Origin of the sequence: Acinetobacter sp. 40AMC3-4 (genome assembly GCF_049898185.1) — a bacterium.
Taxonomy (GTDB): domain Bacteria; phylum Pseudomonadota; class Gammaproteobacteria; order Pseudomonadales; family Moraxellaceae; genus Acinetobacter.
Window position 1 is genome coordinate 150,397 of sequence record NZ_JAFCXG010000002.1, and the last position, 25,304, is coordinate 175,700.

Sequence of the window (25,304 nt, forward strand, 5' to 3'; positions counted from 1 at the left end):
TCAAAAAAGGAATTAAAACTATCTAATTCGCTGGATCAGGAAATATCTGCCGGAAAAGTAATCACCTTTTCCAGTTTCATTTGATTAGTTGCAATCATCAATAAACGGTCAATTCCCAAGGCAATCCCTGAACATTCCGGCATCTTCGGTAAAGCCGCCAGTAAATATTCATCGATGGGCATGACATGCAAGCTAAGTTTGGCTCGTTCAGCATTATCTGCCTCAAAGCGCGAACGTAATACGTCAGCATCAATCAGTTCATCATAAGCATTGGCCAATTCTAAACCTTCGATATACAGCTCAAAACGTGCGGCGACCAGTTCACCCTCTTCATCGATTCGGGTTTTGGCCAAAGAAGCCATTTCAGGGGGGAAATCGGTCAGGAATACTGCGGTATCAAACCCCAGACTCGGTTCAACCATATGTGAAAATAACAAGTCGATATAGCCAAGACGGTCATTTCCCAGATCCAGATTAAGACCAACGCGGCGGCAGCAATCTTTCAATTCCTGTAAAGTTGCCTGAAGCGGATTGAGATCCAGACGATCCATGAACGCGTGCTTATAACTCAAAATGGTCGGACGTATTTCGCCAAAACGTGCTTTCAAGGTCACATTCAACAGATCAGATACTTCAAACATCAAATCTTTTAAACTAAATCCCGGACGATACCATTCCAGCATGGTGAATTCGCTATTGTGCTTACGCCCATGTTCATCATTGCGGAAGACCTTACAGATTTGGTAAATGGGTCCACTACCACTGGCCAATAAGCGCTTCATAGCAAATTCGGGTGAGGTCTGCAAATAATGCGTATTCAGTTTACCCAGCACATGGCGCTGTGCCTGTACCGAGGCTAAATGCACATCGGTCACACCGGCTTGAGACAAAATCGGTGTTTCCACCTCTAATACATCCCGCTCAGCGAAAAATTGACGGATTTGACGATATAAGGTCGCCCGTGCACGCATGGCTTGAAGGTCACAAGTGGGTTGATACGTCATCGTCATGCCTTCGGCCCACCATGTGCTGCCCACTCACGACGCAGCGGGTAGGTTTTACGTAAATGATCAAATGCCTGCTGATCGATTCTGCCTTCTTTGAGACAGGCACGTAGATTGGCATCATCACGAGCAATGTCATAAATTTGGGATAAATGCTGTTGCAATGCCATTTTTAAATCCTGCCCCTGAAAAAACTGCTCACAGATAGGCAGCTGGGATTCAAACTGTTTATTGGCTGCAAAACCGAAAGTTTGACAAAAAGCTTCGTAAATCATCTGGGTACCACGTGCCTTGCCTTCCAGGCTATAGCCGGCAATATGCGGAGTCACCAAAGTCACCAGATCCAGAAGTTCTGCTGAAATCAGCGGTTCGTGTTCAAAAACATCCAAAATTACGGGGCGTTGTGTCGCTTTAATATCTTGAATTAAGGCAGTTTCTTCAATCACTGGCCCACGCGCTGAGTTAATCAGGATCGCGTCAGGCTGCATTTTTGCCAACGCAGTAGCATTAAATAAATGATAGGTTGGATATATGCCTGTTTTGGTTAAAGGGACATGAATTGAAACGGCGTCCGCCTGCTGCAGCAGTTCATGAAATTCGACTTGATCAACCTGCTCTCTTTGCACAAAAGGATCGCAACCGATCACGCGCCAGCCCAAGAGCTTCGCCATATAAGCCAGTCGGGTTCCGACATTACCCAAACCGACAATACCCAGGGTAAATGTCGTATTGGCATCGAGTAATTCAGGACGTACCTGCAATAATGCGGTAATGACATATTCAGCCACTGCTTGCGCATTACAGCCGGCTGCATTACTCCACTGAATCCCATGTTGTTCTAATGCAGCAATATCCAAATGATCTGTACCAATGGTGGCACTGCCCACAAATTTGATCGAACTATTCTGTAGCAGTACTTCATTGACCTGAGTCACTGAACGTACCAGCAAGCTATCGGCATCTTTGACATCATCTGCGCTTAAGGTTCGCCCTGCACAATGTTGAATGTCACCAAATTCGGAAAAGAAATAATCGGTAAATGCCAGATTTTCATCTGCGACAATTTTCATAATGAGATCCATATGATGCTTGGGCGTATGATAGCGCGTTGACGCCTCTGACTCTATATTTGGCCGATACGTCCATTTTTCAAGATTTTATGAATTAAGTTCAGGACTGAAGAATTTAATATTCAAGATCTGCAGCCTAAAAAGAAAAACCCCAATCTTTCGACTGGGGTTTTAAAAATTTGGCGGAAGCGGTGAGATTCGAACTCACGGAGGACTCACACCCTCGTCGGTTTTCAAGACCGGTGCATTAAACCGCTCTGCCACGCTTCCTTGGCCGCCATCATATAAATAAATTAGATTTTTGGCAATAAAATTTAGCGAAACTTCTATAAAAAGCGGCTTATTCAGCTAAAAATCATCCGAAATCAAAGCCAACCTGGGCATTTTCATTCAAAGATTTGAATCTTGAAATGATCTTGAGTTGTATTCAACTCAGTAGAGAATAATGAGAGAAATAATCACATTCAGCATCAAGCGGATCAACAACTGAAAAAATATTCAGAAATAAAAAAACCCAGTCAAATTGACTGGGTTTTTAAAATTTGGCGGAAGCGGTGAGATTCGAACTCACGGAGGACTCACACCCTCGTCGGTTTTCAAGACCGGTGCATTAAACCGCTCTGCCACGCTTCCATGGCCGACATGATATAAACAAAAATCATGCTTGGCAAATATTTTTATGCTTTCACTGCATCAACTGCACAAAATAAAATCAATTCCATTAATCTGCTGAATTTTCTGGCTTTTCATAACGAATTGAGTTGATGAACCAAAGTTTCTTGCCGGAGGGGGTCAATACCTCGGCCTCATCATCGACCTGCTTGCCTAATAACGCGCGTGCCATCGGTGAACTGATCGAAATATGCTGCGGATGATGATCATAAATTTCATCTACACCGACAATACGTAAAGTTTTTTGTTCACCTTCTTCATTTTCAATGTCCACCCAGGCACCAAAATAGACCTTGCCCTCTTGCTCCGGGGAAAAATCTATAATTTTCAGCTCTTCGAGGCGCTTGCCGAGATACCTGACCCGTCGATCAATTTTACGCAAAATTTGCTTGTTATATTGGTAGTCTGCATTTTCAGAACGGTCGCCGAGACTAGCGGCCCAGTTTACTTTTTTGGTAATTTCAGGGCGCTCTTCATGCCAGAGATTCTTAAGTTCTGCCACCAATTTATCGTGTCCAGCACGGGTGATTAAGTTGGATTTCATACGTCTTGCTGATCATATTTTCAGTGTTTTAACTTACAAACAGCTTATTTTATTTACCATTTTAACACAATGGCAAAATTCCAAAAAAATTAACCCTATATTTCAATATCTTAAAATTATTTTTAAAAATAATTTGTGTACAAAATTTGACAATCGTTTTTCAGATCATTAATATGCCAGCAACTCCAGGAAATGCTTACTTTTTAATCTATGTAGTTTTTCTACATAATTATCTTTAAATCTCTTGTCATTTTGAATGACGTCATGACTGCCCAACCCTTATTGAATTTATCAAACTGTTAAAATTTCTGGCTTTATTGGCTGTGATTTTTAGGGCATAAATTACTTGTAGCGGAGACAACATGCACAGTAGTTCATCCACTGGGTCGAGGCTTTGCCTAAGATCTGTAATTTCTTCTCTCCCTTTGAAAGTACTTGTACTGAGCACTGCATTTATTCCCCTACACAGTATCAATGCAAGTAAGACCACACTTCAGTTTGATCATGTGGTCAATAGCAATAAGTTGACCGTGGTTGCGGTTGAAAATCCGACTACCGTATTCCAGGATGGACAACATCTACATGGCTTCGGTTATGATCTGGTTCGTAACTATGCCAACAATCTGAATGTAAAGCTCGATTTTAAAATCGTTCCTGATAATAATACGGCACTACAATGGGTTGCTCAGGGTAAAGCCAATCTGGCTATGACAACTACCGATATACGCACCATTGAAAACAAGCGTTTGACGTCATTCTCAGCCACTTGTGGCGATGAATCGATTCTGTCGAGTAATGGCTTGAATACCAATTTAAACCTAGTATTTAAATCTGCTACAGATCCTTTGAGCCAGACGGCCAGTGCTTTTGTCTGCAAAGGTAAACAAAGTGGTGCCATCAAGCAGCTTGCTTCATTTTATAATCAGAATGTGGTGAAAGAGGAATCCTGGACCACCATTCAACGTGATTTGAACAATCGCCTGCCGATCTATGAAGCGAGTTTTAAACAGACAGCGCAGCAGTATGATCTGGATTGGCATTTACTGGCGGCCATTGGTTATCAGGAATCTTATCTGAAACCGAATTCAGTTTCTCCGACGGGTGTGCGTGGTTTGATGATGCTGACCAACAGTACAGCAAAAGCCATGGGCGTGAGTAACCGTACCGATCCTGCTCAAAGTATTCAGGGTGGTGCCAAGTATTATGATCAAATGCTTAGTCGCTATGAGCATATTCCTTTTCCAGATCGGAACTGGTTTGCACTGGTAGCGTATAATATGGGTCCAGGTGCAGTGAATCAGTTGCAAAAGCGCATTCAGTCGCAAGGCAAGAACCCGAATAACTGGGTGAACTTATATGCCTATCTGGATCAGAATAAGGCCAATAATGGTCGTTACCGTCAAGCGGTGCAATATGTAACCCGTATTCGTGCTTATCTGGAGCATATCAAGACTACACCGCAATTGGTGAATATCTAAGCTGAAATCTTAGCGTTAATCAAAATGCCATAAAAAAAAGCTTACCTCAGGGTAAGCTTTTTTGGTCTTTATTCGGGCGAATGTCTTAGCAGAATTAAGCCGTGGTATTTTCAAGTACTTTCTTGAACAAATCTTTTTGTTCCTGACTTGGTTTTGCAGTTTGAAGTGCCATCAATTGTGACATATCACCCTGTACTTTGATTTTACCGGTCATGAAGGCCTGCATCGCAGCAGCCATATCAAACTCTAGAAAAACTTTACGTAGAGTTTCGCCATCCATATTCAGCGTAGTTTTGGCATTTGAAGACAAACCTTTTTTGATTGCCCCACCATCTAAAGATAGTTCAGTATTACCTGTAGTGTCCGCTACAACCAAATTAATCGCAAGGTTCGCCAAAGCTGGTGGCAAATTCAAATCGCCAGCTTGCGCAGTTAGAGTTTCTACAGTTGAAAACCAATCATCAGTTAAAAAAGCAGGCATGATCTTTCCTCAAATTATTTGTTCATTTGTGTCGACTATCCAGACGACATCATGTTGAAGCTATTATGCTTGTGCTTTGTTATATCATGATCATTAGCGCAAAGGCTAACGAATTTTGTACGCGCCGTTCAATTTTTGTAGTTCTATTTTTATTTATGTTTATAAGCAGACATCAACCCGCAGGCTGATGTCTACACGTTCTAAAATTAGTCTGCAGCAAAGCCCAGATTGACCATATTGATCCGACGGTTCTCGCCTTCCACAGCTTCTTCAGTTGAATCACCGCCTTTGAAGTCGAATTCACGCTGGCTGTCCAGCACTTCAAAATCAAATAATTCACGATCGACCAGCTGCGATGGCGAAACATTTTGCAATGCGCCAAAAATGCTGTGCAGACGTTTTGGATGTGCTTTATCCCAATCACGTAACATGTCATTGATAATTGCGCGCTGCAGGTTGTCCTGAGAGCCACATAAATTACATGGAATAATTGGAAATTGACGCATTTCTGCATATTTGATGATGTCTTTTTCTTCCACATAGGCCAGTGGGCGAATCAGAATGTTCTTTTTGTCTGAAGACAACAGTTTTGGTGGCATAGCTTTCAAGCTGCCGCCATGGAACAGGTTCAGGAAGAAAGTCGCCAAGATATCATCACGATGATGGCCTAAAGCAACTTTGGTCGCGCCAATTTCCTGCGCAAAACCGTATAAAGAACCACGACGCAAACGCGAACAGACTGCACAATAGGTTTTGCCTTCTGGCGTCAGTTTTTTGGTAATGCTGTAGGTGTCTTTTTCCAGAATGTAATACGGAATATTATTTTCTTCTAAATAACGCGGTAGAACATCTTCAGGGAAGCCTGGCTGTTTCTGATCCAGATTCACAGCCACTACATCGAAATTGATCGGTGCGATGCGCTTGAACTGTAGCAGGATATCCAACAGGGTATAACTGTCTTTACCACCAGAAATACACACCATGACCTTATCGCCTTCTTCAATCATCTTGAAGTCACGAATGGCATGTCCGACCTGGCGGCGAAGCTTCTTCAACAAACGGTAGTAGGCTGAGCTTGTTGGCAGTTCAGGTTTGAAATTAAATCCTTGTTCGGACTCAACTGGCGAGTACATAGACGAGATTAACCCATAAAAAAAATACCGCGCAATTTTAGCCGATTCAGACCGCTATCGCATCAAAAGAATTTATTTTCATGAAAATGTCTTATTAGTTTCATTTTCATGTTTTATTTAGATTGATATATTGAACGATTGCGTTCATTTTTTAGTCAAGATGCTTATCTTTTGGACTTTTCCACAGTTGTCCACAAAAGCTGTGGATAACTTTGTGGATTGAAACAGACTTGACAACTTGTCCGGCTCAAAAGATAAGGCTTTTCTTTGAATTGATCATTTTTTGATCAATTTAATTATTTATAAAAATCAATTAGTTAAACCTGTCAAGCCTAAGGTTTTAAATTAAATCATATTTTTTTTTCTACTGCTAAAATGTAAAAAATGACTTGCATTTACAAACTCGTTTATAAATGCAGCGCACAAGTCTTTTCATTCCGTAATTTTTTGTTAAACTCTTTATTGAATTTTTCTCGCTTGTGTTTACTTAATATAAACAATGAAAATAAATGTGTATGTTTTGGGGCGTTATGGGATCAGTGGTTTGCTATTAGCAAGCTGTTGTCATTTTGCTTATGCCGGTCAAACGATCTATCAATTACGTGACAGTAATGGCAGTACTTTATTGACCAATAAGAAAAGTCGCTATAACCATCTACAGGTAGAAAAGAAAACCTATTATCCAGACAGCAATATTCACAGTTATAGCAACTGGGGTTCAAGTGAAGCTTCGGTATTGCCAAGTTATAGTAAAAATAAAAATGCCTATGACTCGATCATCCGTCAGGCAGCACAAACCTATGGTGTATCTGAAGGCTTGATTAAAGCCGTGATGCATACCGAATCCGGTTTTAATGTGCAGGCACGTTCTCCAGTCGGTGCACAGGGCTTAATGCAACTCATGCCGGCGACTGCCCGTCGTTTTAATGTCAGCAACGCTTATGACCCGCAGCAGAATATTATGGCAGGTGCCAAATATCTGGCCTGGTTATTGAAACGTTTTAATGGCAACACCACCTTGGCACTGGCAGGCTATAATGCCGGTGAAGGTAATGTTGCCAAATATAAGGGTGTGCCACCGTTTCGTGAAACTCAGGACTATGTCCGTCGTGTCAGCAGCCGTTATCAGAACTTATATGCTCAGGGAATTGGCAATACTAGTGCTACCTATACAGCATCTTCTGGTACTGGCCGTGTGATTGCCAGTTCTGACAATTATTCGATTGAAACCACCACAGCTTCCAATATTCAGGCTGCCAAGTATCAGCGTCAGATCATTGCTCAAGCGGATGGCAGTTTCACCGATGCACCGGCAGGCTCATATGCCACCGCGAATGCGTCAGCATCTGCAAAAATATATTTAAGTGAATAACTCCTAAACAGCTTTGTTTTTAAAGACCTATGTTTCAATTTGCACAAAAAATATCCTGTGTTTTTTGTAGCCAAATGCTATTTTTTCCTTGAATTCTTCTCGATTTCACCGCATATTGATTTCAATGATTTACATTTAATAATCAGATTATTTTTCTGTAATAAGAGGATTTCTCAATGATGCGGATTGGTTTGTTCTTGCTAACCAACCTCGCGGTACTGGTTGTAGCTGGCATTATCTTGTCACTCTTCGGTGTCGGTAGTTACCATGGCGCAGGTGGCTTGAATCTAGGCAACCTGTTGGTCATCTGTTTTGTGTTCGGTATGGTCGGCTCAATGATTTCCCTGTTCATGTCTAAATGGATGGCGAAAAAGACCACGGGTACTGAACTGATTGACCCGAATGCACCTCGTAACCAAGCTGAAGCCTGGTTGCTCCAAGAAGTTGCACAACTTTCTCAGCGTGCAGGCATTAAAATGCCGGAAGTGGGTATTTTCCCCTCTTACCAGTCGAATGCCTTTGCCACCGGCTGGAACAAAAATGATGCTCTCGTTGCGGTATCAACTGGCTTGCTTGAGCGTATGAACAAAGACGAACTTCGTGCAGTATTAGCGCATGAGATTGGTCATGTCGCCAATGGTGACATGGTCACTCTGGCACTAATCCAAGGTGTTGTGAACGCCTTCGTGATGTTCTTCGCACGTGTCGCAGGTGATTTTATTGACCGCAATGTCTTTGGTCGTGAAGAAGGTGAAGCCCCGGGTATTGCCTATTTCGTGATTACTATTGTGCTGGATATCGTGTTCGGTATCTTGGCATCGTCGATTGTGATGTGGTTCTCTCGTCACCGTGAATACCGTGCTGATGAAGCAGGCGCACGTTTGGCAGGTAAACAAGCCATGATTTCAGCATTACTGCGCTTACAGGCAGAATCTGAAATGCCGGATGCCATGCCGAAAGAAATGAAAGCATTTGCGATTTCTGCGGGTAAAGAAGAAGGCTTTAGCCTTGCTGCCTTGTTCCAGACGCATCCAAGCATCGAACAGCGTGTCGCTGCATTGCAACAACTTGATTGTGCTTAAGTAAAACTTGAGTTTTGATTCAAGAAAAGCCTGCAATTGCAGGCTTTTTTATTGGATTTAATTATTCTTTAGCTGACCTATCATTGGCTGAACCATTGATACAGCGCCATAGCACCCCACCCGATCGCGAAGACAAATACAATCAGGAATAAAGTGCCTAAAATATCCGGAATATGAATCCAGATCCAGGCCACCACAGGATTGCGCCAGAATCCAGATTGCTGTTGTTTGCGTTCCAGACTTTCATGCAAAAATGGATGCACCACATGTCGATCGCTATTAATCTGATATTCCTCGCGAATATGCAGGTGCACGACATCGAGCGCTTTGCGACTGGGCCGAATAAAAATATCAAAGACCGTGCCTGCCACCGGAATAAATCCTACTACCGCATCGATCGCCGCCATTTTCATCACCGGATTGAGTTTGGCACTCGGAACCCCGATCTGTTTGGCCTTATGAATGGCATAACAGGTCAATACAAAACCGGCAATATCTCCAGCAACCGGAATCGTACTCAAAGCTGCGTCTGCCCCCACCCCTTGCTTGGTAAACGGAATACGCACCACGGAGTCCATCATATTGGCAAACTTGGCCAGATCACGTTCCAGACGTATCACCTCTTGTTGGCTTAATTTTGGTTTTTGTCCAGACTCAGGCATAAGTTATTCCAGAAATAATGCTGATTTTCTTGAGCATAAAGTATTTTTTCTACGCTGATGTATCAATCTGTGAATTAAAACAGTAATTTGGAAGCAACGAATAAATACAGAATTACACCGGTAGCATCGCAGATGGAAGTCACCAACGGCGCCGAAGCACTGGCAGGATCAACTTTGAGTTTATTTAAAATAAAAGGCAGACTCATGCCGATCAGGCAGCCCATCAACACAATCCCAAGCATGCTGATGGCCAGCACCACAGCGACCATGATATCTCCCCGGATATAACCGAGAATGGATACAGCAATCGCCATGGTGCCGCCTAAGCATAGCGCCACCAGAGATTCACGACTGAGCAGGTTAAACCAGTCCTTGAACTCGACATCGCCTGTGGCCAAGGCACGCACCATCAAGGTGGCTGATTGCGAACCGGCATTCCCACCACTGCCCACCAAAAGCGGCAAGAAAAATACCAGCACGATATGTGCGGCAATGATCTCTTCAAAGTGTGCAATGCCGATTCCAGAGAGCAGACTGCCAAAAATCAGAATGACCAGCCAAAAGACCCGCTTCTGATACAGGGTCAAAATCGGGGCAGTTTTAAGGCTCAACTCAGTCAACGGCGTCACTGCACCCGACTTTAAAATATCTTCCGTGGTTTCGGCTTCGACAATGTCCATAGCATCGTCATAGGTGACAATTCCTAAGAGTTTTTGCTGGGCATCAACCACTGGCAAGGCAATAAAATCATAATAGGCCAAGGCTCTAGCCACAATTTCCTGATCATCTGTTACCTGGGCAGAAATGACGTCACGTTGCATCACTTCGGCAATGCTCAGCTCAGCTAAGGCCTGAATGATCTGCCTTAGGGAAATCACACCGATCAGCCGTTTTTCTGCATCGACAATATATATCAGATACAGGGTTTCCTGCCCCGCGGCCACTACACGTAAAGCCTGTATCGCTTCATCCATGGTTAAATCGGGTGATAGCGTCACAAAACGTGAGCTCATCATGGCACCCGCTGTACCTTCCGGATAGATGGCCAGATCTTTGAGTGTCTGCTGGGATTCTTCAGATAATGCGCCCATCAATTGCAGCTGTAGCGGCGGCGAAAACTGCTTATAAATATCGACAAAATCATCAGAGGGCATTGCGTCCAGAATGGGAACAAGTTCTGAAATAGATAAGTGCTGTGCCACGTTTAACTGCTGCCCTAGGGGCATAAAAGCATAGACCAAGCTCGGTTCACTCAGTTCCCTTAAAATTCGGGCCTGTTGCAGAGCATCTAAATGACTTAAAATGCGCGCCTGATCGGCGACATTCAGCTGACTAAGTAAGCCTACAGCGATGTCGTGATTTTCAGAATGTAATTGTTGTTGGATATTCTGGATTTTTTCTGAAATTGTCGGCATAAGCAGCTCATTATAAAAGTCTGGCATTCAAGAGATGTTTATCCTGATCCCTATGTATGCTAATTTTTTCATGTGAATAATTTTAATGATCATGCTGCAATATGACGATATTTTTTGTATAAATCAATTCCTCGATATTTAGCCAGAAAAAAGCCTGACTGAGTCAGGCTTGTTCACTTTCTAAAGATGGATGCTCTATCACCACTGATTTAGAAACCGTTTTTTTAACCATCAGACCACGGATCAATACATACATAAAGGGAATAAACAGCAGTACCAGTACAGTGGCAAATAGCACCCCACCAAAAACACTACTGCCAATCTCCTGCCGGCTGATTGCACTGACACCGGTGGCAAACATCAAAGGCAGTACGCCCGCTGCAAATGCAATGGAAGTCATGACAATAGGACGCAAGCGTAAGCCCGCAGCCATTATCGCGGCCTGAACCGGAGTATGACCTGTCCGCTCTGCTTGTGCAGCAAACTCTACAATCAAAATTGCATTTTTACAGGACAGACCGATAGTCGTCAGCAAGGCGATATGAAAGTAAATATCGTTCGCAAAACCAAACCAGACACAGAACAGAATACTTCCTCCCACGCCCAGAGGAATCGCGGTCAACACCACAGCAGGAATCGTCCAGCTTTCATAGAGTGCCGTTAAACATAAGAAAATAAAGGCAATCGAAATTAGATACAAGAAAATAGCTTGCCCACTGCTACGTTTTTCTTCTAAGGCGGCTCCACTCCAGGCCAAATTTACTCCGTCTTGTTCATCGACTAAAGCTTCGACATCTTGCATGGTTTGACTCGAAAATTGATCTTTGGGAATACCTGCATATACAGGCACGGCGTTATAGCCCATATAACGGTTGATACTATTCGGTCCACCTTGCCAATTCAGCGTAGTGAATTGATTAAACGATAACATTTCGCCTTTGCTATTACGGACATGCCAATGTGCCAAATCTTCAGGTTTAGAACGGAACTCCGCTTCGCCTTGCATGATGACCCGTTTGATTTGCCCACGATCAATAAAGTCGTTGATATAAGTACCACTCCAAGCCGCAGCCAACGTACTGTTAAAACTTTGCTGAGGTACGGCATATTTGAGTAAACGTTCTATATCCAGTTTAATATTCAGCTCTGCACTTTCTTTGGGTACATCAAGTTGTAAATATTCAATCGATGATTTTGCTTTGGCACGGGTTTCAATCTCAGAGAAGGATTGCTGTAAAAACTCGCTACCCCTTGAATCTAGATCTTGTAACCAGAAGTCGACCACACGTCCATTACTTGACATAGAAGGCGCCATAAAGAAAATCTGGGCATTGGCATGATTGGCAAAGTGCTTTTGTGCACGATCTACAATGGCAAAGACGGTATCTTCAGGATTTTTACGCGCTGCCCAGTCCTTTAATACGACAAAAAGCTGACCACGATAAGGCCCAACTCCAACATTGTTTCCACTATACCAAATCCCAATGCTCTGGATGCGCTCAGATTCATGCTGCATTAAATAGTCTTGGACTTCACGCCCGACTTTTTCTATCTCAGAACGTGGTGCATTACCCGGCATCACAATTTGACCCATGACAAAGCCCATATCTTCCGTTGGCATCAAGCCTTCGGGCAAGGTTTTATAAAGCCAGCCAAAGCCTAAAACACATATACTAAATACAGCCAACATCGTCATTTTAAACTGCATGCTACGTGCAGAAAGCTTTTGGTAATGCATGGTGAGCTTATCCATGCCACGATTAAAACGCTTTGCCCATTTTGGTTGATGTGGTTGACGCTTTAGCAGTTGCGCTGCAAATGTAGGGGTGATGATAAGTGCTACCAATAAAGAAAGTAGCATTGCCACGACCAACGTGATGGAAAACTGACAATAGATGACCCCTGTCATACTGCCAAAAAATGCCATGGGAATAAATACAGCCGTTAAGACCAACGTAATCCCGATCAATGCACCGCTAATTTCCTTCATTGACTTTAAAGCTGCAGCCTGAGCATCCAAATGTTCTTCATGCATCAAACGTTCAATGTTTTCCACGACCACAATGGCATCATCGACCAGCAGGCCAATCGCCAAAATCAGGGCAAACAAGGTAAAACTGTTTAAGCTCATTCCTAATACATACAGCACCGCAAATGTGGCTAAAACTACAATCGGAATCGTGACTGCAGGAATAATAGTGGCGCGCCAGTTTTGCAGGAAGATAAACATCACCAAGACTACCAGTACCATCGCTTCAACCAGAGTTTTCGCGACTTGTTCAATTGAACTGGTAATAAATGGGGTTTTGTCCATGGTCATACGTAATTGATAATGTGCAGGCAAATTGGCTTGGGCATTTTTCAATACCGTTTGCATCTGCTCTGAAACCACAATCGCATTACTCCGTGGCGCCAATTGAATCGATAATGCAGCGGATAAATGACCGTTGGTATAATTTAAATGGTTATAACTTTCTGCCCCTAACTCAACACGTGCGACATCTTTCAAGTACAGTACTGAACCTGAATCTGTTGTTTTCACAATAATTTTTTCAAATTCATCAATGCTACTTAAACGTGATCCTGCACTGACCTTGGCATTCATGTATTGATCTTGTGCTGTCGGTAATCCACCAATAGAACCTGACACAAGTGGTGCATTTTGTGCCTCGACTGCATTGCGAATATCACTCGGCATCAGATTAAATTGGCGTAGTTTATGTGGATTGAGCCAAATGCGCATCGCATAGCCTGCGCCATAAAGCTCCACCTCACCCATTCCGTCAATACGGGAAAAACGCGGTTCGACATGCACCATTAAATAGTCAGCAAGCTCTGTCGGTGTCGCCTTCCCTGATTCATCATATAAACTCAGTAATGCAAATTGATCATAACCTTGTTTATAAACAGCCACTCCATTTTGCTGGGTTTCTTCAGGCAATCGACTTAGCACACCATTGACCGCATTTTGCACTTGCAACAGTGCCTGATCGAGATCCACGCCTTGCTCAAACGACAGGGTCAGATTTGCACGTCCCACGCTACTGTTGGACTGAAAGCTTTCCAAACCTTCAATGCCTTTTACCGCTTGTTCTAAAATTTGCGTGACCGATTGCTCAACGGTTTCCGCAGATGCACCACGATACCCCGCAGAAACCCCTAACGCAGGTGCGTCCATATTCGGCATATGCTCAATGGGAATTTTTTGCAGTGCAAAAATTCCTAATACCATCATGATAATGGCAATCACGGCTGCAAATTTAGGTCGATAAATAAAAAAGTGTGACAACATGAATAAAAATCCCCATCAGATGCATTCTCACGACACATTCTTGTATGAATAGATGATTTTTATAGCAATTTTCACACCATGCTGAAAACGCAACCAGTCATTGGACGAGTTTTGGCGATAAAAAAATCCCCGTATAAACGGGGATTTTTCAGCTCTAGAGTTTTCCTTTATTTTAAGCACGCGATTTTTTGATGATGAGTCGACGAATTAAAACATACATAAATGGAATAAAAATCAGCACCAGCAATGTTCCAAAAATGACACCACCAAATACACTCACCCCAATTTCCTGACGACTCACCGCACCAGCGCCTGTAGCAAAGACCAGCGGTAAAATCCCTGCGCCAAAGGCCAAAGAAGTCATCAAAATTGGACGTAGGCGTAAAGACGCACCTTCTAGTGCGGCTTCTACTACCGATTTACCTTGTTGCTGCGCTAATGAAGCAAATTCCACAATCAGAATGGCATTCTTACAGGACAGACCAATGGTAGTCAGCAAGGCAATCTGGAAATAGATATCATTCGGGAAACCAGCCAGATAACTGAAAATAATATTGCCGCCAATCCCGAGTGGAATAGCTGACATCACGGCGGTTGGAATGCTCCAGCTTTCATATAAAGCCGCCAGACAAAGAAAAATAAAACCAATTGAAATCAGATACAGCCAGATCGCCTGATTATTGGACTGTTTTTCCTCGAAAGAAAGACCGCTCCAGACCACATCCACCCCTTCCTGCTCGGCAACCAAAGCTTCCACATCCTGCATGGCCTGACCGGAACTGCTATCTTTAGCCCGATCCGCTTCCATTTGCAATGCGGTATAACCCATAAAGCGGTTGACCACTTCAGGGCCACCACTCCAGCCTACTTGCGAGAAGTTGCTGAAAGGCACCATCTGATTCTGGTCATTGCGCACATGCCACTGTGCCAGATCTTCCGGCTTAGAACGGAATTCAGCATCACCCTGCATAATCACCCGTTTAATCCGGCCGCGATCAATAAAGTCATTGATATAACTGCCTCCCCAGGCACTGGATAAAGTACTGTTGATTGCCGATTGGGTCAGACCGTTGGCCATGGCCTGCTTCTGATCAATATTGACACGTAGCTCTGCTTTGTCAGGATTAGAACGTTTACCCAGATTTTCAAAGCTTGTATAGTTGCCCGCCCGAGCTTCCAGCGCTTTAAATTGCTGTTCCAGATATTGCCGGCCATTGCCATTGATATCTCGAATCCAGAAATCCAGACCATCGGTTTGTCCCAGACCATTGACTGAAGCTGGCATGGACACATTAATTTGTGCATTGCGATTACTCTGGAAATGCTTCAAGGCACGTTCACGAATCGCTTGTGCAGTATTGTTCTGACCGGAACGCTCATCCCAATGTTTTAATGCCACAAAACCGGTCGCCAGATTCTGACCAGTTCCAGAGAAATTTCGCCCATAACGGATCATCACCAGATTGACATTGGCTTGTTCCTGATCCAGAAAATACTTACGGACTTCCTCTCCGATCTGAATGGTATTTTTCATCGGGGCGCCTTCCTGCAATTTAATTTGCAAGCTTAAGATCCCCTGATCCTCACTTGGTAAAAAACTGGTTGGCAAAGCACGATAGAACAGCGCAAACACACCGATCAATCCGGCAAACAGCAGCAAACAGATCGCCTGACGCTGAATCGTGAGTTTAGACAAATTCAGATAACGATGTTTTAAATGCTCCAGTTTCTGGTTAAACCAGGACGCCCATTTTGCCGGTTTAGGATTCGGTTTTAGAATAAGCGCGCACAATGCTGGGGTTAGAATCAAGGCCACCATTAAGGACAGCGACATAGCCGCGACCAAGGTGATGGAGAACTGCCGGTAGATTACGCCAGTCGATCCACCAAAAAAAGCCATCGGAATAAAGACTGCGGTTAAGACCAGTGTGATTCCGATCAGTGCCCCACTAATTTCCTGCATGGACTCCAAGGCCGCGTCCTTGGCAGACAGTTGCTTTTCATGCATCAGCCGTTCGACGTTTTCTACCACCACAATAGCATCATCCACCAACAGACCAATCGCCAGAACCAGCGCAAATAAGGTTAAGGTGTTGATACTCATACCCAGTGCATACAGCACCGCCATCGTACCTAAAATCACCACTGGAACAGTCACGGTAGGAATCAAAGTTGCACACCAGTTCTGCAAGAAAATGAACATCACAATGATGACCAAAATCACGGCTTCGATCAGGGTTTTGACTACCTCTTTAATTGATTCTTGAACAAAAGGCGTATTGTCACGTGGATAAGCAATTTTATAGCCTTCAGGCAATTGCTGGGAAATACGGGCAATTTCAGCCTTAATCAGATTAGAGGTGGCAATGGCATTGGCCCCTGAGGCCAGTGAAATACCCAGACCTGCTGATGGATAACCATTATTGGTACTATAAGACTGATAATTTTCAGCACCCAGTTCTACTCGCGCAATATCTTTCAAATAAATAAAGCTGCCGGCACGATCCGATTTGACAATAATATTCTGGAATTCTTCTACAGTTTTTAGCCGTGAACCCGAAGTAACTTTGGCATTCAGGTATTGCTCGTCTATGGCGGGAAGATCACCAATCGCACCAGCAGCGACCTGAGTATTCTGGGCTTCAATCGCAGCACGCACATCACTTGGCATCAGGTTATATTGTTTTAATTTTGCCGGATTCAGCCAGATCCGCATCGCATATTGTGAACCAAAAACATCCACCTCACCAATGCCTTCAATCCGGGAAATGTCCTGTTCCAGATGGGTCATCAGATAGTCGGAAAGTTCAATATTGTTGCTGCGCCCCGACTCATCATACAGGCTAATTACCATATGGGTATCACCGAGCGATTTAAAGACATTGACACCTTGGCGTTGTACATCTTCCGGTAATCGGTTTAGTACCCCATTAATCGCATTTTGTACCTGCACCTGTGCAGTATCCGGATCGGTACCATTCTCAAAGCTAATGCTGACCCGGCTGCGTCCTGAAGAATCACTACTCGAACTGAAATACAGCAGATGATCAATGCCTTTGATTTGCTGTTCCAGCACTTGAGTCACGCTTTCTTCCACAGTTTCCGCAGAAGCGCCGCTATAAGTTGCTGCCACCGTTATCCTTGGCGGGGCAATGTCCGGATAACGTTCCACTGGCAGGTTCATCACTGCGAACAGGCCGATTGCCATGACAACAATCGCCAGTACCCCAGCAAAGATCGGGCGGTGGATAAAAAATTTAGACAGCATAAGTCCGGGTCACTTTTAATTAAATAGGGGTAAATTGATGCAGAACATAAGCATGCTATATCCAAATATTCAGTGACATAGCACTAGAATGCAAGAATTAAACACATAAAAGCTGCGATAAAAACCAATCATGGAGAAATTATGGATAATCCCTCTTGAGCACGTTCTTGAGATTGCTCTTCCCTATTTATTAATAGCATTTTTCCAAACAAAAAACCCTGCAGATGCAGGGTTTTTTAGTGAATCAATTGAGCGGATTAAGCGCTGAACTGGTTCATTGTGTTTTTAGAATCATCACCAGCTTTCAATGCATTGTCACCAGCGAAGATTTCTTTGTGGTCATCACCGATGTCAGAACCAGCCATTGCTTGGTGTTTAACACATGCGATACCGCCGCGGATTTCTTTACGTTGTACGCCAGCAACATAAGCTAACATACCTTCAGTACCGAAGTAACCTTGAGCAAGCTCATGAGTAGAAAGTGCAGCTGTGTGGTAAGTCGGAAGTGTGATCAAGTGATGGAACACACCCGCTTCACGAGCAGCATCAGCTTGGAAGGTACGAACTTTTTCGTCAGCTTCAGCAGCCAGTTCAGTTGCATCGTACTCAGCGCTCATTAACTTAGCACGGTCGTAAGCAGAAACGTCTTTACCTTCAGCAACCCAACGGTCATATGCTTGTTGACGGAAGTTTAAAGTCCAGTTGAACGAAGGCGAGTTGTTATAAACAAGTTTCGCATTTGGAACTGTTTCACGTACACGGTTAACCATGTGAGCGATTTCAGCAACGTTAGGCGTCGCAGTTTCGATCCAAAGCAAGTCAGCACCGTTTTGTAGGCTAGTTACACAGTCAAGTACAACGCGGTCGATTTGCGTGCCTTCACGGAACTGGTATAGACCAGAAGCAAGACGTTTAGGACGGTGAAGTTTACCATCACGCTTGATCAGAATTTCGTCTTCTTGCGCTTCTGAAATGTCGATTTCAGTTGTGTCTAAGTAGCTGATGTATTGAGAAGCGATGTCGCCTGGCTCTTTAACCACTGGGATTTTTTGAGTCAAGTCAGCGCCTTCAGAGTCAGTACGTGCAACGATGATACCGTCATCAAGACCCATTTCTAGGAATGCATAGCGAAGAGCGTGGATTTTCGCGATGAAGTCTTCGTGTGGAACTGTTACTTTACCAGCTTGGTGACCACATTGTTTCGCATCAGAAACCTGGTTTTCGATTTGTAGTGCACAAGCACCCGCTTCGATCATTTTCTTAGCAAGTAAGTAAGTCGCTTCTTCGTTACCGAAACCAGCGTCGATGTCCGCAATAATTGGTACAACGTGAGTTTGGAAGTTGTCGATTTGTGAAGTGATTTCAGCTGCTTTAGCAGTGTCGCCCGCTTCTTGTGCTTTTTTAAGTGCACGGAACAAGTCGTTTAATTCTTTCGCGTCAGCTTGACGTAAGAATGTGTAGATTTCTTCGATCAATGCAGGAACAGACGTTTTTTCGTGCATAGATTGGTCAGGAAGTGGACCGAATTCTGAACGAAGCGCTGCAACCATCCAACCAGAAAGGTAGATGTAGCGACGTTCAGTTGTACCGAAGTATTTTTTGTTCGCAATCATTTTTTGTTGCGCGATGAAACCGTGCCAGCAACCTAGTGATTGAGTGTATTTGCTAGAGTCTGCATCATAAGCAGCCATATCACGACGCATAATTGCCGCTGTATATTTCGCAATGTCTAAACCAGTTTTGAAACGGTTTTGAAGTTGCATACGCGCAGCATCTTCAGGACTGATGTCTGCCCAAGTGTTACCGAATTTCGCTTTTAATTCGCGGATTGCATCAATCGCTGTTTGGTATGTAGTCATGATATATTCCTGTAATAATATTAGGATTTTTCTGCAACGAACCGCTCAAATCACACCCTCAATGACTTGTTCAGATTTTCGACGATCCGTTGGGATAGCTAAAGATTAGTGGGCTTATGAAAATTAATCCAATAGTCTGCAAGAATCTTCAGTATTTATTTAAAAAATGAGTAGATCAAAGTCTTAGTACAATCTCGATAAATTATATTAAGATACTGTTTCATATAAATTTATTTAAAAATAAAAATGGATAAAATTTCCGCATGTTGCTTAAAAATAATTCATTAGACTTAAGTCTGGATATGGGTTTTATGTCCTTTTATTTTTAAAAAATGCTGATCTTTGATGATTTATTCAACTCAAGGAATTCTTAATTTAGTTTACTTTTCACTCAAATCTTGAATGCAAGAATAGCTTTTATGATTTTCTTTTAAAGCGAAAAGAGGGCTTTCATCCCAATCTATAAAAAAGGCTAAATGATGGTCCATTTAACGTGCATCTTTTTTCTTATGTACACTGTAAATAATAGAGTCTAAGCCTGTGTTAATTCTGTAAACTTTATCAGTGAGCACATGGCTTTTTTTCATCGGCGCTTTACACAAGGCCCGGCAATTATGGCATAATCATCATAATTTCTTGTATTTATTCTCGGTATTTCTTTTATGAATCTGGAGCGGGTCGATCTCAATCTATTAATTTATCTTGATGTACTTCTTCGCGAAAAAAATGTCACACGTGCAGCAGAACAATTGGGTGTTACCCAACCTGCCATGAGTAACATTTTACGCCGATTACGCAATTTATTTAATGATCCCCTCCTGATCCGTTCTTCTGAAGGCATGACCCCAACCGAACGTGCCTTAGAATTACAACCACGTATTCGGGATGCACTGGCTGACTTGTCGATGATTCTGGAACCACGTACCGAGTTCCGTCCTTATACCTCAAATCGTGTGTTCCGGATCATGACCTCGGATTATGCAGAAGCCACGCTGGTTCCACGTCTGGTTAAAGCCCTACGTTCAGAAGCACCGAACGTGGTATTAGACTTCCTGACGCCAAGTGACGTGTCATATCGTGACATGGAACAAGGCAAGGTCGATCTGGCAATCAACCGTTTTAATGAAATCCCGCAAAGTTTTCATCAGGTTTTGGTCTGGCGTGACAGCTTTTCTTGCCTTTTAAATAACAAGCATCCTGCCGCAAGCAACTTAAACCTTAAAAGTTACCTGGATGCACAGCATATCTGGGTTTCCAAAACCGGTATGGGTGTTGGCTTCGGGGTAAATCCTGAAAAACAGGCCGGTTTAGGCTGGATCGATCAGGCTTTAGAACGTATTGGCCAGAAACGTAAAATTTCGGTTTTTACCCGTCATTACCAGATGCCGGGGTTATTGGCTTCCAATGTTGACTTAGTCGCGACACTGCCTTCACGTATCGCACGTCTGCAAGCCAAGAATCACAATTTAATTCTAAAAGATCCGCCGTTTTATATTCCGGAATTTGAATTAAAAATGGCATGGTGTCCTTTATTGCATCATCATCCGGCGCATCGCTGGTTACGTCAGCTGATTTTATATGTCGCCCGCCAGATGATTGAAGAAGAAAACCGTGAATTCCTGAGCAATAATTCTCAATTTTCACATTATTAAACTCAAAATCTTCTAAATTCTTATTTTTTAAGATTATACTTCGAAGACTTGAGATGTCATTGTTACACCTCAAGTCTTTTTTTGTGTTAAAAATATCCCAAGATACTATTCATCCACAGGTGGATTTGTGAGCCTCTTACAAAATATTGTGATTATCTTAATACTCATCACGGGGGCCGGTTTTTTATCTTTAACTGAAATCGCCCTCGCTGGTGCCCGTAAAGTCAAACTCAAAATTCTGGCTGAGTCGGGTGATCATCGCGCTCAAAAAGTTTTAGATCTACAAGAAAATTCTGCAGACTTCTTTGCAGCCTCCCAAATTGGTTTAAATGCAGTTGCCATTCTTGGTGGTATTTTAGGTGAAGGTGCCTTCCGTCCTTATATTTATAATTTTGTTTCCCGCTTTTACCAAGGACCTTGGGCTGACAATATCAGCTTTGCGCTTTCCTTTACGGTCGTCACTTCATTATTTATTTTATTTGCAGACTTGATGCCGAAACGTCTGGCCATGATTGCGCCAGAAAAGATCGCAGTCTCAGTCATCGAGCCAATTCAGATTTTCATTAAAGTCTGCAAACCTTTGGCTTGGTTTATCAATGCGATTGCCAACATGCTGTTCCGTCTGTTTAAAGTAAATACTATTCGTGATGACAATATTACTTTTGATGATATTTCTGCAGTGATGGATGCCGGTGCACAGGCAGGCGTGCTCCAGAAACAGGAACACCATTTCATTGAAAACGTATTCGAGCTGGAAGAACGTAACGTGCCTTCGAGTATGACCACACGTGAAAATGTGGTGTTCTTCACCTTAAATGAACCGGAAGAAAGTATTCGGCAAAAGCTGGCGGAATACCCCTATTCCAAGTTTCTGGTATGTAGCAATGACATTGACAGTGTGATTGGCTATGTCGACGCCAAAGACATTCTGGTGCGTATTCTGAACAACCAGTCGCTGCTGCAACTCAATGAAAATACCATCCGTAATGTCCTGACTATTCCTGACACTTTGACCTTATCGGAAGTTCTGGACCGTTTCCGTTCCACCAAGGAAAAGTTTGCCGTCGTCATTAATGAATATGCGCTGGTCGTTGGCGTGATTACCCTTTCTGATATTATGATTACCGTGATGGGTGACTGGGTGACGCCTATTGAAGCCGATCAGCAAATTATTAAACGTGACAATAATTCCTGGCTGATTGAAGGCAGCACGCCGATTGAAGACATCAAGCATGCGCTTGAAATTGATGAAATGCCTGATGATGAGAACTATGAAACCATCGCTGGCTTCATGATGTATAAATTACGCAAGATTCCACGTCCTGCAGATGCCGTGATATTTGGTGCTTATAAGTTTGAAGTGGTGGATGTCGATCATTTTAAAATTGACCAGTTGCTGGTGACCCGCCTAATCGAAACCAATTCAGTTATTCAAGAAGAATCAGATTAATCTGGTTCTTCTTTTTAGCCCTCTATTTAAAAAATTATTCTAATAAAAAAATCCATAAGGTGAGTGATGAATATTTCTGCATTATTGGCATGTCTGTTTTTTTATTCAGCCCTGTATTTGTTTTACTTCTTCTTTGCCAAACAACAGAATCCCCTGCTTTTACTCGCAGCCATCATTCTGATGGTTTTAACAGTTTTCATTATTCCCTACCCACATGAACGTCGCCGTCAAGGATTCGACTCCACCTTGAGATTTGGAGAGTATTTTTATTGGCCCTTGATTACCTGGTGGCGTTTATTTATTTTGCCCATCAGTTGGCTGATTGCACTGATGTATCGTGATTAAAAAAGCACCCGAAGATGCTTTTGTTTATATCTAGTTACAGCTTAGATTTTTGCTAATAAAGCCTCAAGAACGGCTTGATAGTGAATCTGGATATCATCTTCTAAAATTTTGTAGGCATTATCGAATTGCACCATAGGCCAGCCTTCTTTCCAGAATGGGAAAATATTATGCAGGTCATGGGTGACAATTGCATCTTCACGCACAATTGCTTGGGCAATTTGTGACAGTACCTGTGCAGTTTCAGCACCATCAATTGCCATATAATCAATACCGCGCGCTTTTAAAATACGGATTCGGTCTTTTTTATAACGGATTTTTTTGATTTGTGCTGCATTCAGACCCAAAGCCAAAGATACGGCTTCGACAAACTTGTCTTCAAATGACTGATTCAATGCTACTAAGGCTGCTTTATGCGCTTCCTGACGACCAGCTTTACCACCCTGACGAATTGCTGCTTGCGCCTCAGTATTTAGCTCATCCTTTTTCATACTTTGCAGGATGTCTAAAATTTCGATGTCGCTTAACGCCTGAGGAGATTGATCAGTCATAAACTGTCCTTAAAAAAATAAATCTTGAATCGGCTATTTTCGCATAATTCGTCGCTAAAAAACTAAAATCTTCATGATTAAAACAGTGCTACGTTCTGAAACTGCATTTCTTCTGCGATTTTGCGCAAAATCGACTATAGTGCTTCATCTATATATTAAATTAATCTCTGGATGATGCCCACTACGCAAGTGACTTTGTTGCTACAGCAACTTAAGCGCCAATATCCGACTGCATTTAAAGGAAATTACCTGTTTTACAGTCAGATTAAAATCCGTGGAATCTGGGGTAAAGCCAAGCTTTTAATTCCTTGGGCCTTGGCCGCCATGATTTTTGTTCCCATCAGTTTGATGTTAGGAGATTTCGTACAGCAATCTTTTGTGCAAATCAGCGAATTTCAGGCGCAGAGTTATGCCATGTTGGCCATTCTACTGTTCCTGATGTTGAGTCTCACCTTGATTCTGTACCAGATTCAGCATTCTTCTTATTCGCTGTATCAATTATTACGGCATACCCCGATCAAGATGGCTATTGTGATTTTGATGCAAGCCTTAAATCTGGTCTTTATACAAAGCAGTTTGCTGATGTGGAGCTTATTCTTCTTTGGCGTGAGCTTTGGTTTTGTGCGCTTTTATCGAGAAAATTTATTCAAGGAAAATAGTAAAAATACTGAGCACTATCAGCTACAACAATTACGTAAAATCTGTTTTTGGGCTTATAAACAAACCTGCCTGATCCGACTAAAATTACGTTTTTATTCAAGCCATGATCCTCGGTATGCCGAACTAAAACAGCAATTAAATCACTATGCCGGGTTATATACGCGGCTGCTGAAATATGAGCATCAATATTGTAAAACGATCAAGCATCTAGATGTCGACAGCTATCTGGATGAAAATTCATAGTTCTCTCTATCCTTTTTCATTGGCCATCTTAAAGATCTGCAAATATTGAATTTTAAAAAACGTTGATTTGCTGATTTTTAGAATAGAAGCCACGGAATTGCTTGAAAAGAAAGCAATCATTTCGGAATTTGCTTGCCAAGCTTTATTTCGTCCTCTATTATTGCGCACATGCCCGAGTGGTGAAATCGGTAGACACAGGGGATTTAAAATCCCCCGCCCACAAAGCGTGCCAGTTCGAGTCTGGCCTCGGGCACCATTTTAATATTTATTAAAATGGTGCAATAAAAAATCCAGCATTAGGCTGGTTTTTTTGTGCCTGAATTTTATTCTTTTAGCGCGAAATCCCCATGTCAGAATTAAAACACTTTGATCTCGCTACATTACAATTACGTCATCCAGACGCTTTTTTCCTTAAGCTGCGTTATAGCCGCTTTAAATTTAATGCCTTGCAAAATATCCAGTTTGTTATCGCGATTAATTTACTGTCCCTTCTGGTCTGTGTAGCCTGTAGTCTCAGCTCCGTATTTCTGGAATATTATTTTTTCAAGAATGCCACGATTGCCCTTAATGTCACCTTAATTGTGCTGATGGCACTGCTTTATCCTTATATCTGGCATGCACAATATCAGGCGCAATTCAGCTCCAAAGCCTATAGTCAGCGTTTGCAAAATTGTCTCTATCTGCAAATTCCAATTTTTCTGAGCTTATTGCTCAACCTTTATCTGATTCATTCGGATGTACTGGTCATCATTAGTATGATCATTTTAGCGATTTCTTCCTTTGGGGTGGTCATCCTGGAACCTTTATTTAAAAGTTCCTGTAGTGCGATTGACCAGATCAGGTTGCAGAAACTCCGACAACTGGCTTTTTGGGCTTATCAACAATCCAAATCAAAAACACCACAACAGATTCAAGGTCAATCGAATCTGCAGGCTTATTACCAAAACCTTTATCAGCAATGCATGAATGAAGAGCAACAATTACTCGGCTCAATTCGCTTTAATAGCTTTAAAGATTATTTGAACAGACAATAAAAAACCCTGCATCTGCAGGGTTTTCTTAAATCACCATTCA

At 42.7% G+C, this 25,304-nt stretch carries 19 protein-coding genes and 3 tRNA genes; 9 read left to right on the forward strand and 13 right to left on the reverse strand.

The window, feature by feature from the left end; all coding sequences use genetic code 11:
* Positions 1-35 precede the first annotated feature (35 nt).
* The 5 genes from epmA to greB all read right to left on the reverse strand — a co-directional run bounded on the left by epmA (position 36) and on the right by greB (position 3,290).
* Positions 36-1,010, reverse strand: a complete 975-nt coding sequence (gene epmA / locus ACP7BU_RS03395) for an EF-P lysine aminoacylase EpmA (protein ID WP_164542754.1) — start codon at positions 1,008-1,010, stop codon at positions 36-38.
* The gene (locus ACP7BU_RS03400) at positions 1,007-2,074 is read right to left on the reverse strand and encodes a 4-phosphoerythronate dehydrogenase (RefSeq protein WP_425878831.1); all 1,068 of its coding nucleotides are present in this window, start codon (positions 2,072-2,074) and stop codon (positions 1,007-1,009) included. Before ACP7BU_RS03400 ends, epmA begins: the two co-directional genes overlap by 4 nt.
* A gap of 180 nt (positions 2,075-2,254) precedes the next feature.
* Positions 2,255-2,344, reverse strand: a tRNA-Ser gene (locus ACP7BU_RS03405).
* 273 nt (positions 2,345-2,617) lie between these two features.
* A tRNA-Ser gene (locus tag ACP7BU_RS03410) sits at positions 2,618-2,707 on the reverse strand.
* A gap of 88 nt (positions 2,708-2,795) precedes the next feature.
* On the reverse strand, positions 2,796-3,290 hold the full coding sequence (greB, locus tag ACP7BU_RS03415) for a transcription elongation factor GreB (protein ID WP_004645740.1): 495 nt from the start codon (positions 3,288-3,290) through the stop codon (positions 2,796-2,798).
* A gap of 362 nt (positions 3,291-3,652) precedes the next feature.
* Between greB and ACP7BU_RS03420 the strand changes: the two genes are divergently transcribed.
* The gene (locus tag ACP7BU_RS03420; RefSeq protein WP_005252511.1) at positions 3,653-4,768 is read left to right on the forward strand and encodes a transglycosylase SLT domain-containing protein; all 1,116 of its coding nucleotides are present in this window, start codon (positions 3,653-3,655) and stop codon (positions 4,766-4,768) included.
* A 94-nt stretch (positions 4,769-4,862) separates the two neighbouring features.
* Here ACP7BU_RS03420 and ACP7BU_RS03425 read toward each other — a convergent pair whose 3' ends face one another.
* Together ACP7BU_RS03425 and ttcA are read right to left on the reverse strand one after the other, a co-directional pair.
* Entirely contained in the window at positions 4,863-5,249 is a 387-nt protein-coding gene (locus tag ACP7BU_RS03425; protein WP_004280536.1) for an SCP2 sterol-binding domain-containing protein, read from the reverse strand.
* A 206-nt stretch (positions 5,250-5,455) separates the two neighbouring features.
* Positions 5,456-6,382 (reverse strand): tRNA 2-thiocytidine(32) synthetase TtcA, encoded by a 927-nt coding sequence (ttcA, locus tag ACP7BU_RS03430; RefSeq protein ID WP_004280538.1) that lies wholly within the window; start codon positions 6,380-6,382, stop codon positions 5,456-5,458.
* Between the two features lie 499 nt (positions 6,383-6,881).
* Here ttcA and ACP7BU_RS03435 point away from each other — a divergent pair, with 499 nt between their 5' ends.
* Positions 6,882-7,754, forward strand: coding sequence for a lytic transglycosylase domain-containing protein (locus ACP7BU_RS03435; RefSeq protein ID WP_425878828.1), 873 nt, complete (start codon positions 6,882-6,884; stop codon positions 7,752-7,754).
* A 176-nt stretch (positions 7,755-7,930) separates the two neighbouring features.
* Positions 7,931-8,836 carry a protease HtpX gene (gene htpX / locus ACP7BU_RS03440; protein WP_004280540.1) on the forward strand — a complete coding sequence of 302 codons (906 nt, stop codon included), beginning with the start codon at positions 7,931-7,933 and terminating at the stop codon, positions 8,834-8,836.
* A gap of 80 nt (positions 8,837-8,916) precedes the next feature.
* Here htpX and ACP7BU_RS03445 read toward each other — a convergent pair whose 3' ends face one another.
* From ACP7BU_RS03445 to ACP7BU_RS03465, 5 genes are all read right to left on the reverse strand, one after another.
* Positions 8,917-9,498, reverse strand: coding sequence for a DUF4112 domain-containing protein (locus tag ACP7BU_RS03445; RefSeq protein ID WP_312325610.1), 582 nt, complete (start codon positions 9,496-9,498; stop codon positions 8,917-8,919).
* A 74-nt stretch (positions 9,499-9,572) separates the two neighbouring features.
* On the reverse strand, positions 9,573-10,913 hold the full coding sequence (gene mgtE / locus ACP7BU_RS03450; protein WP_425878825.1) for a magnesium transporter: 1,341 nt from the start codon (positions 10,911-10,913) through the stop codon (positions 9,573-9,575).
* A 163-nt stretch (positions 10,914-11,076) separates the two neighbouring features.
* A complete protein-coding gene (locus tag ACP7BU_RS03455) occupies positions 11,077-14,205 on the reverse strand; it encodes an efflux RND transporter permease subunit (protein ID WP_425878823.1) in 3,129 nt (1,042 codons plus the stop codon).
* 172 nt (positions 14,206-14,377) lie between these two features.
* Positions 14,378-17,473 carry a multidrug efflux RND transporter permease subunit gene (locus tag ACP7BU_RS03460; protein ID WP_425878821.1) on the reverse strand — a complete coding sequence of 1,032 codons (3,096 nt, stop codon included), beginning with the start codon at positions 17,471-17,473 and terminating at the stop codon, positions 14,378-14,380.
* 257 nt (positions 17,474-17,730) lie between these two features.
* On the reverse strand, positions 17,731-19,332 hold the full coding sequence (locus ACP7BU_RS03465; protein ID WP_004280550.1) for an isocitrate lyase: 1,602 nt from the start codon (positions 19,330-19,332) through the stop codon (positions 17,731-17,733).
* Between the two features lie 662 nt (positions 19,333-19,994).
* On the opposite strand from ACP7BU_RS03465, the gene ACP7BU_RS03470 reads away from it, so the two are divergent.
* The 3 genes from ACP7BU_RS03470 to ACP7BU_RS03480 all read left to right on the forward strand — a co-directional run bounded on the left by ACP7BU_RS03470 (position 19,995) and on the right by ACP7BU_RS03480 (position 22,779).
* Complete coding sequence (locus ACP7BU_RS03470) at positions 19,995-20,984, forward strand: LysR family transcriptional regulator (protein WP_005103940.1); 990 nt, start codon at positions 19,995-19,997, stop codon at positions 20,982-20,984.
* Positions 20,985-21,111: 127 nt separating this feature from the next.
* The gene (locus ACP7BU_RS03475; RefSeq protein ID WP_004280552.1) at positions 21,112-22,434 is read left to right on the forward strand and encodes a hemolysin family protein; all 1,323 of its coding nucleotides are present in this window, start codon (positions 21,112-21,114) and stop codon (positions 22,432-22,434) included.
* A gap of 66 nt (positions 22,435-22,500) precedes the next feature.
* Complete coding sequence (locus ACP7BU_RS03480; RefSeq protein WP_180086290.1) at positions 22,501-22,779, forward strand: hypothetical protein; 279 nt, start codon at positions 22,501-22,503, stop codon at positions 22,777-22,779.
* Positions 22,780-22,820: 41 nt separating this feature from the next.
* Here ACP7BU_RS03480 and ACP7BU_RS03485 read toward each other — a convergent pair whose 3' ends face one another.
* Positions 22,821-23,327 (reverse strand): hypothetical protein, encoded by a 507-nt coding sequence (locus tag ACP7BU_RS03485; protein WP_004280554.1) that lies wholly within the window; start codon positions 23,325-23,327, stop codon positions 22,821-22,823.
* A gap of 174 nt (positions 23,328-23,501) precedes the next feature.
* Between ACP7BU_RS03485 and ACP7BU_RS03490 the strand changes: the two genes are divergently transcribed.
* The 3 genes from ACP7BU_RS03490 to ACP7BU_RS03500 all read left to right on the forward strand — a co-directional run bounded on the left by ACP7BU_RS03490 (position 23,502) and on the right by ACP7BU_RS03500 (position 25,264).
* A complete protein-coding gene (locus tag ACP7BU_RS03490; RefSeq protein WP_004645749.1) occupies positions 23,502-24,230 on the forward strand; it encodes a hypothetical protein in 729 nt (242 codons plus the stop codon).
* A gap of 170 nt (positions 24,231-24,400) precedes the next feature.
* Positions 24,401-24,486: transfer RNA gene (locus ACP7BU_RS03495), tRNA-Leu, on the forward strand.
* 91 nt (positions 24,487-24,577) lie between these two features.
* The gene (locus tag ACP7BU_RS03500) at positions 24,578-25,264 is read left to right on the forward strand and encodes a hypothetical protein (protein WP_425980807.1); all 687 of its coding nucleotides are present in this window, start codon (positions 24,578-24,580) and stop codon (positions 25,262-25,264) included.
* Positions 25,265-25,304 lie beyond the last annotated feature (40 nt).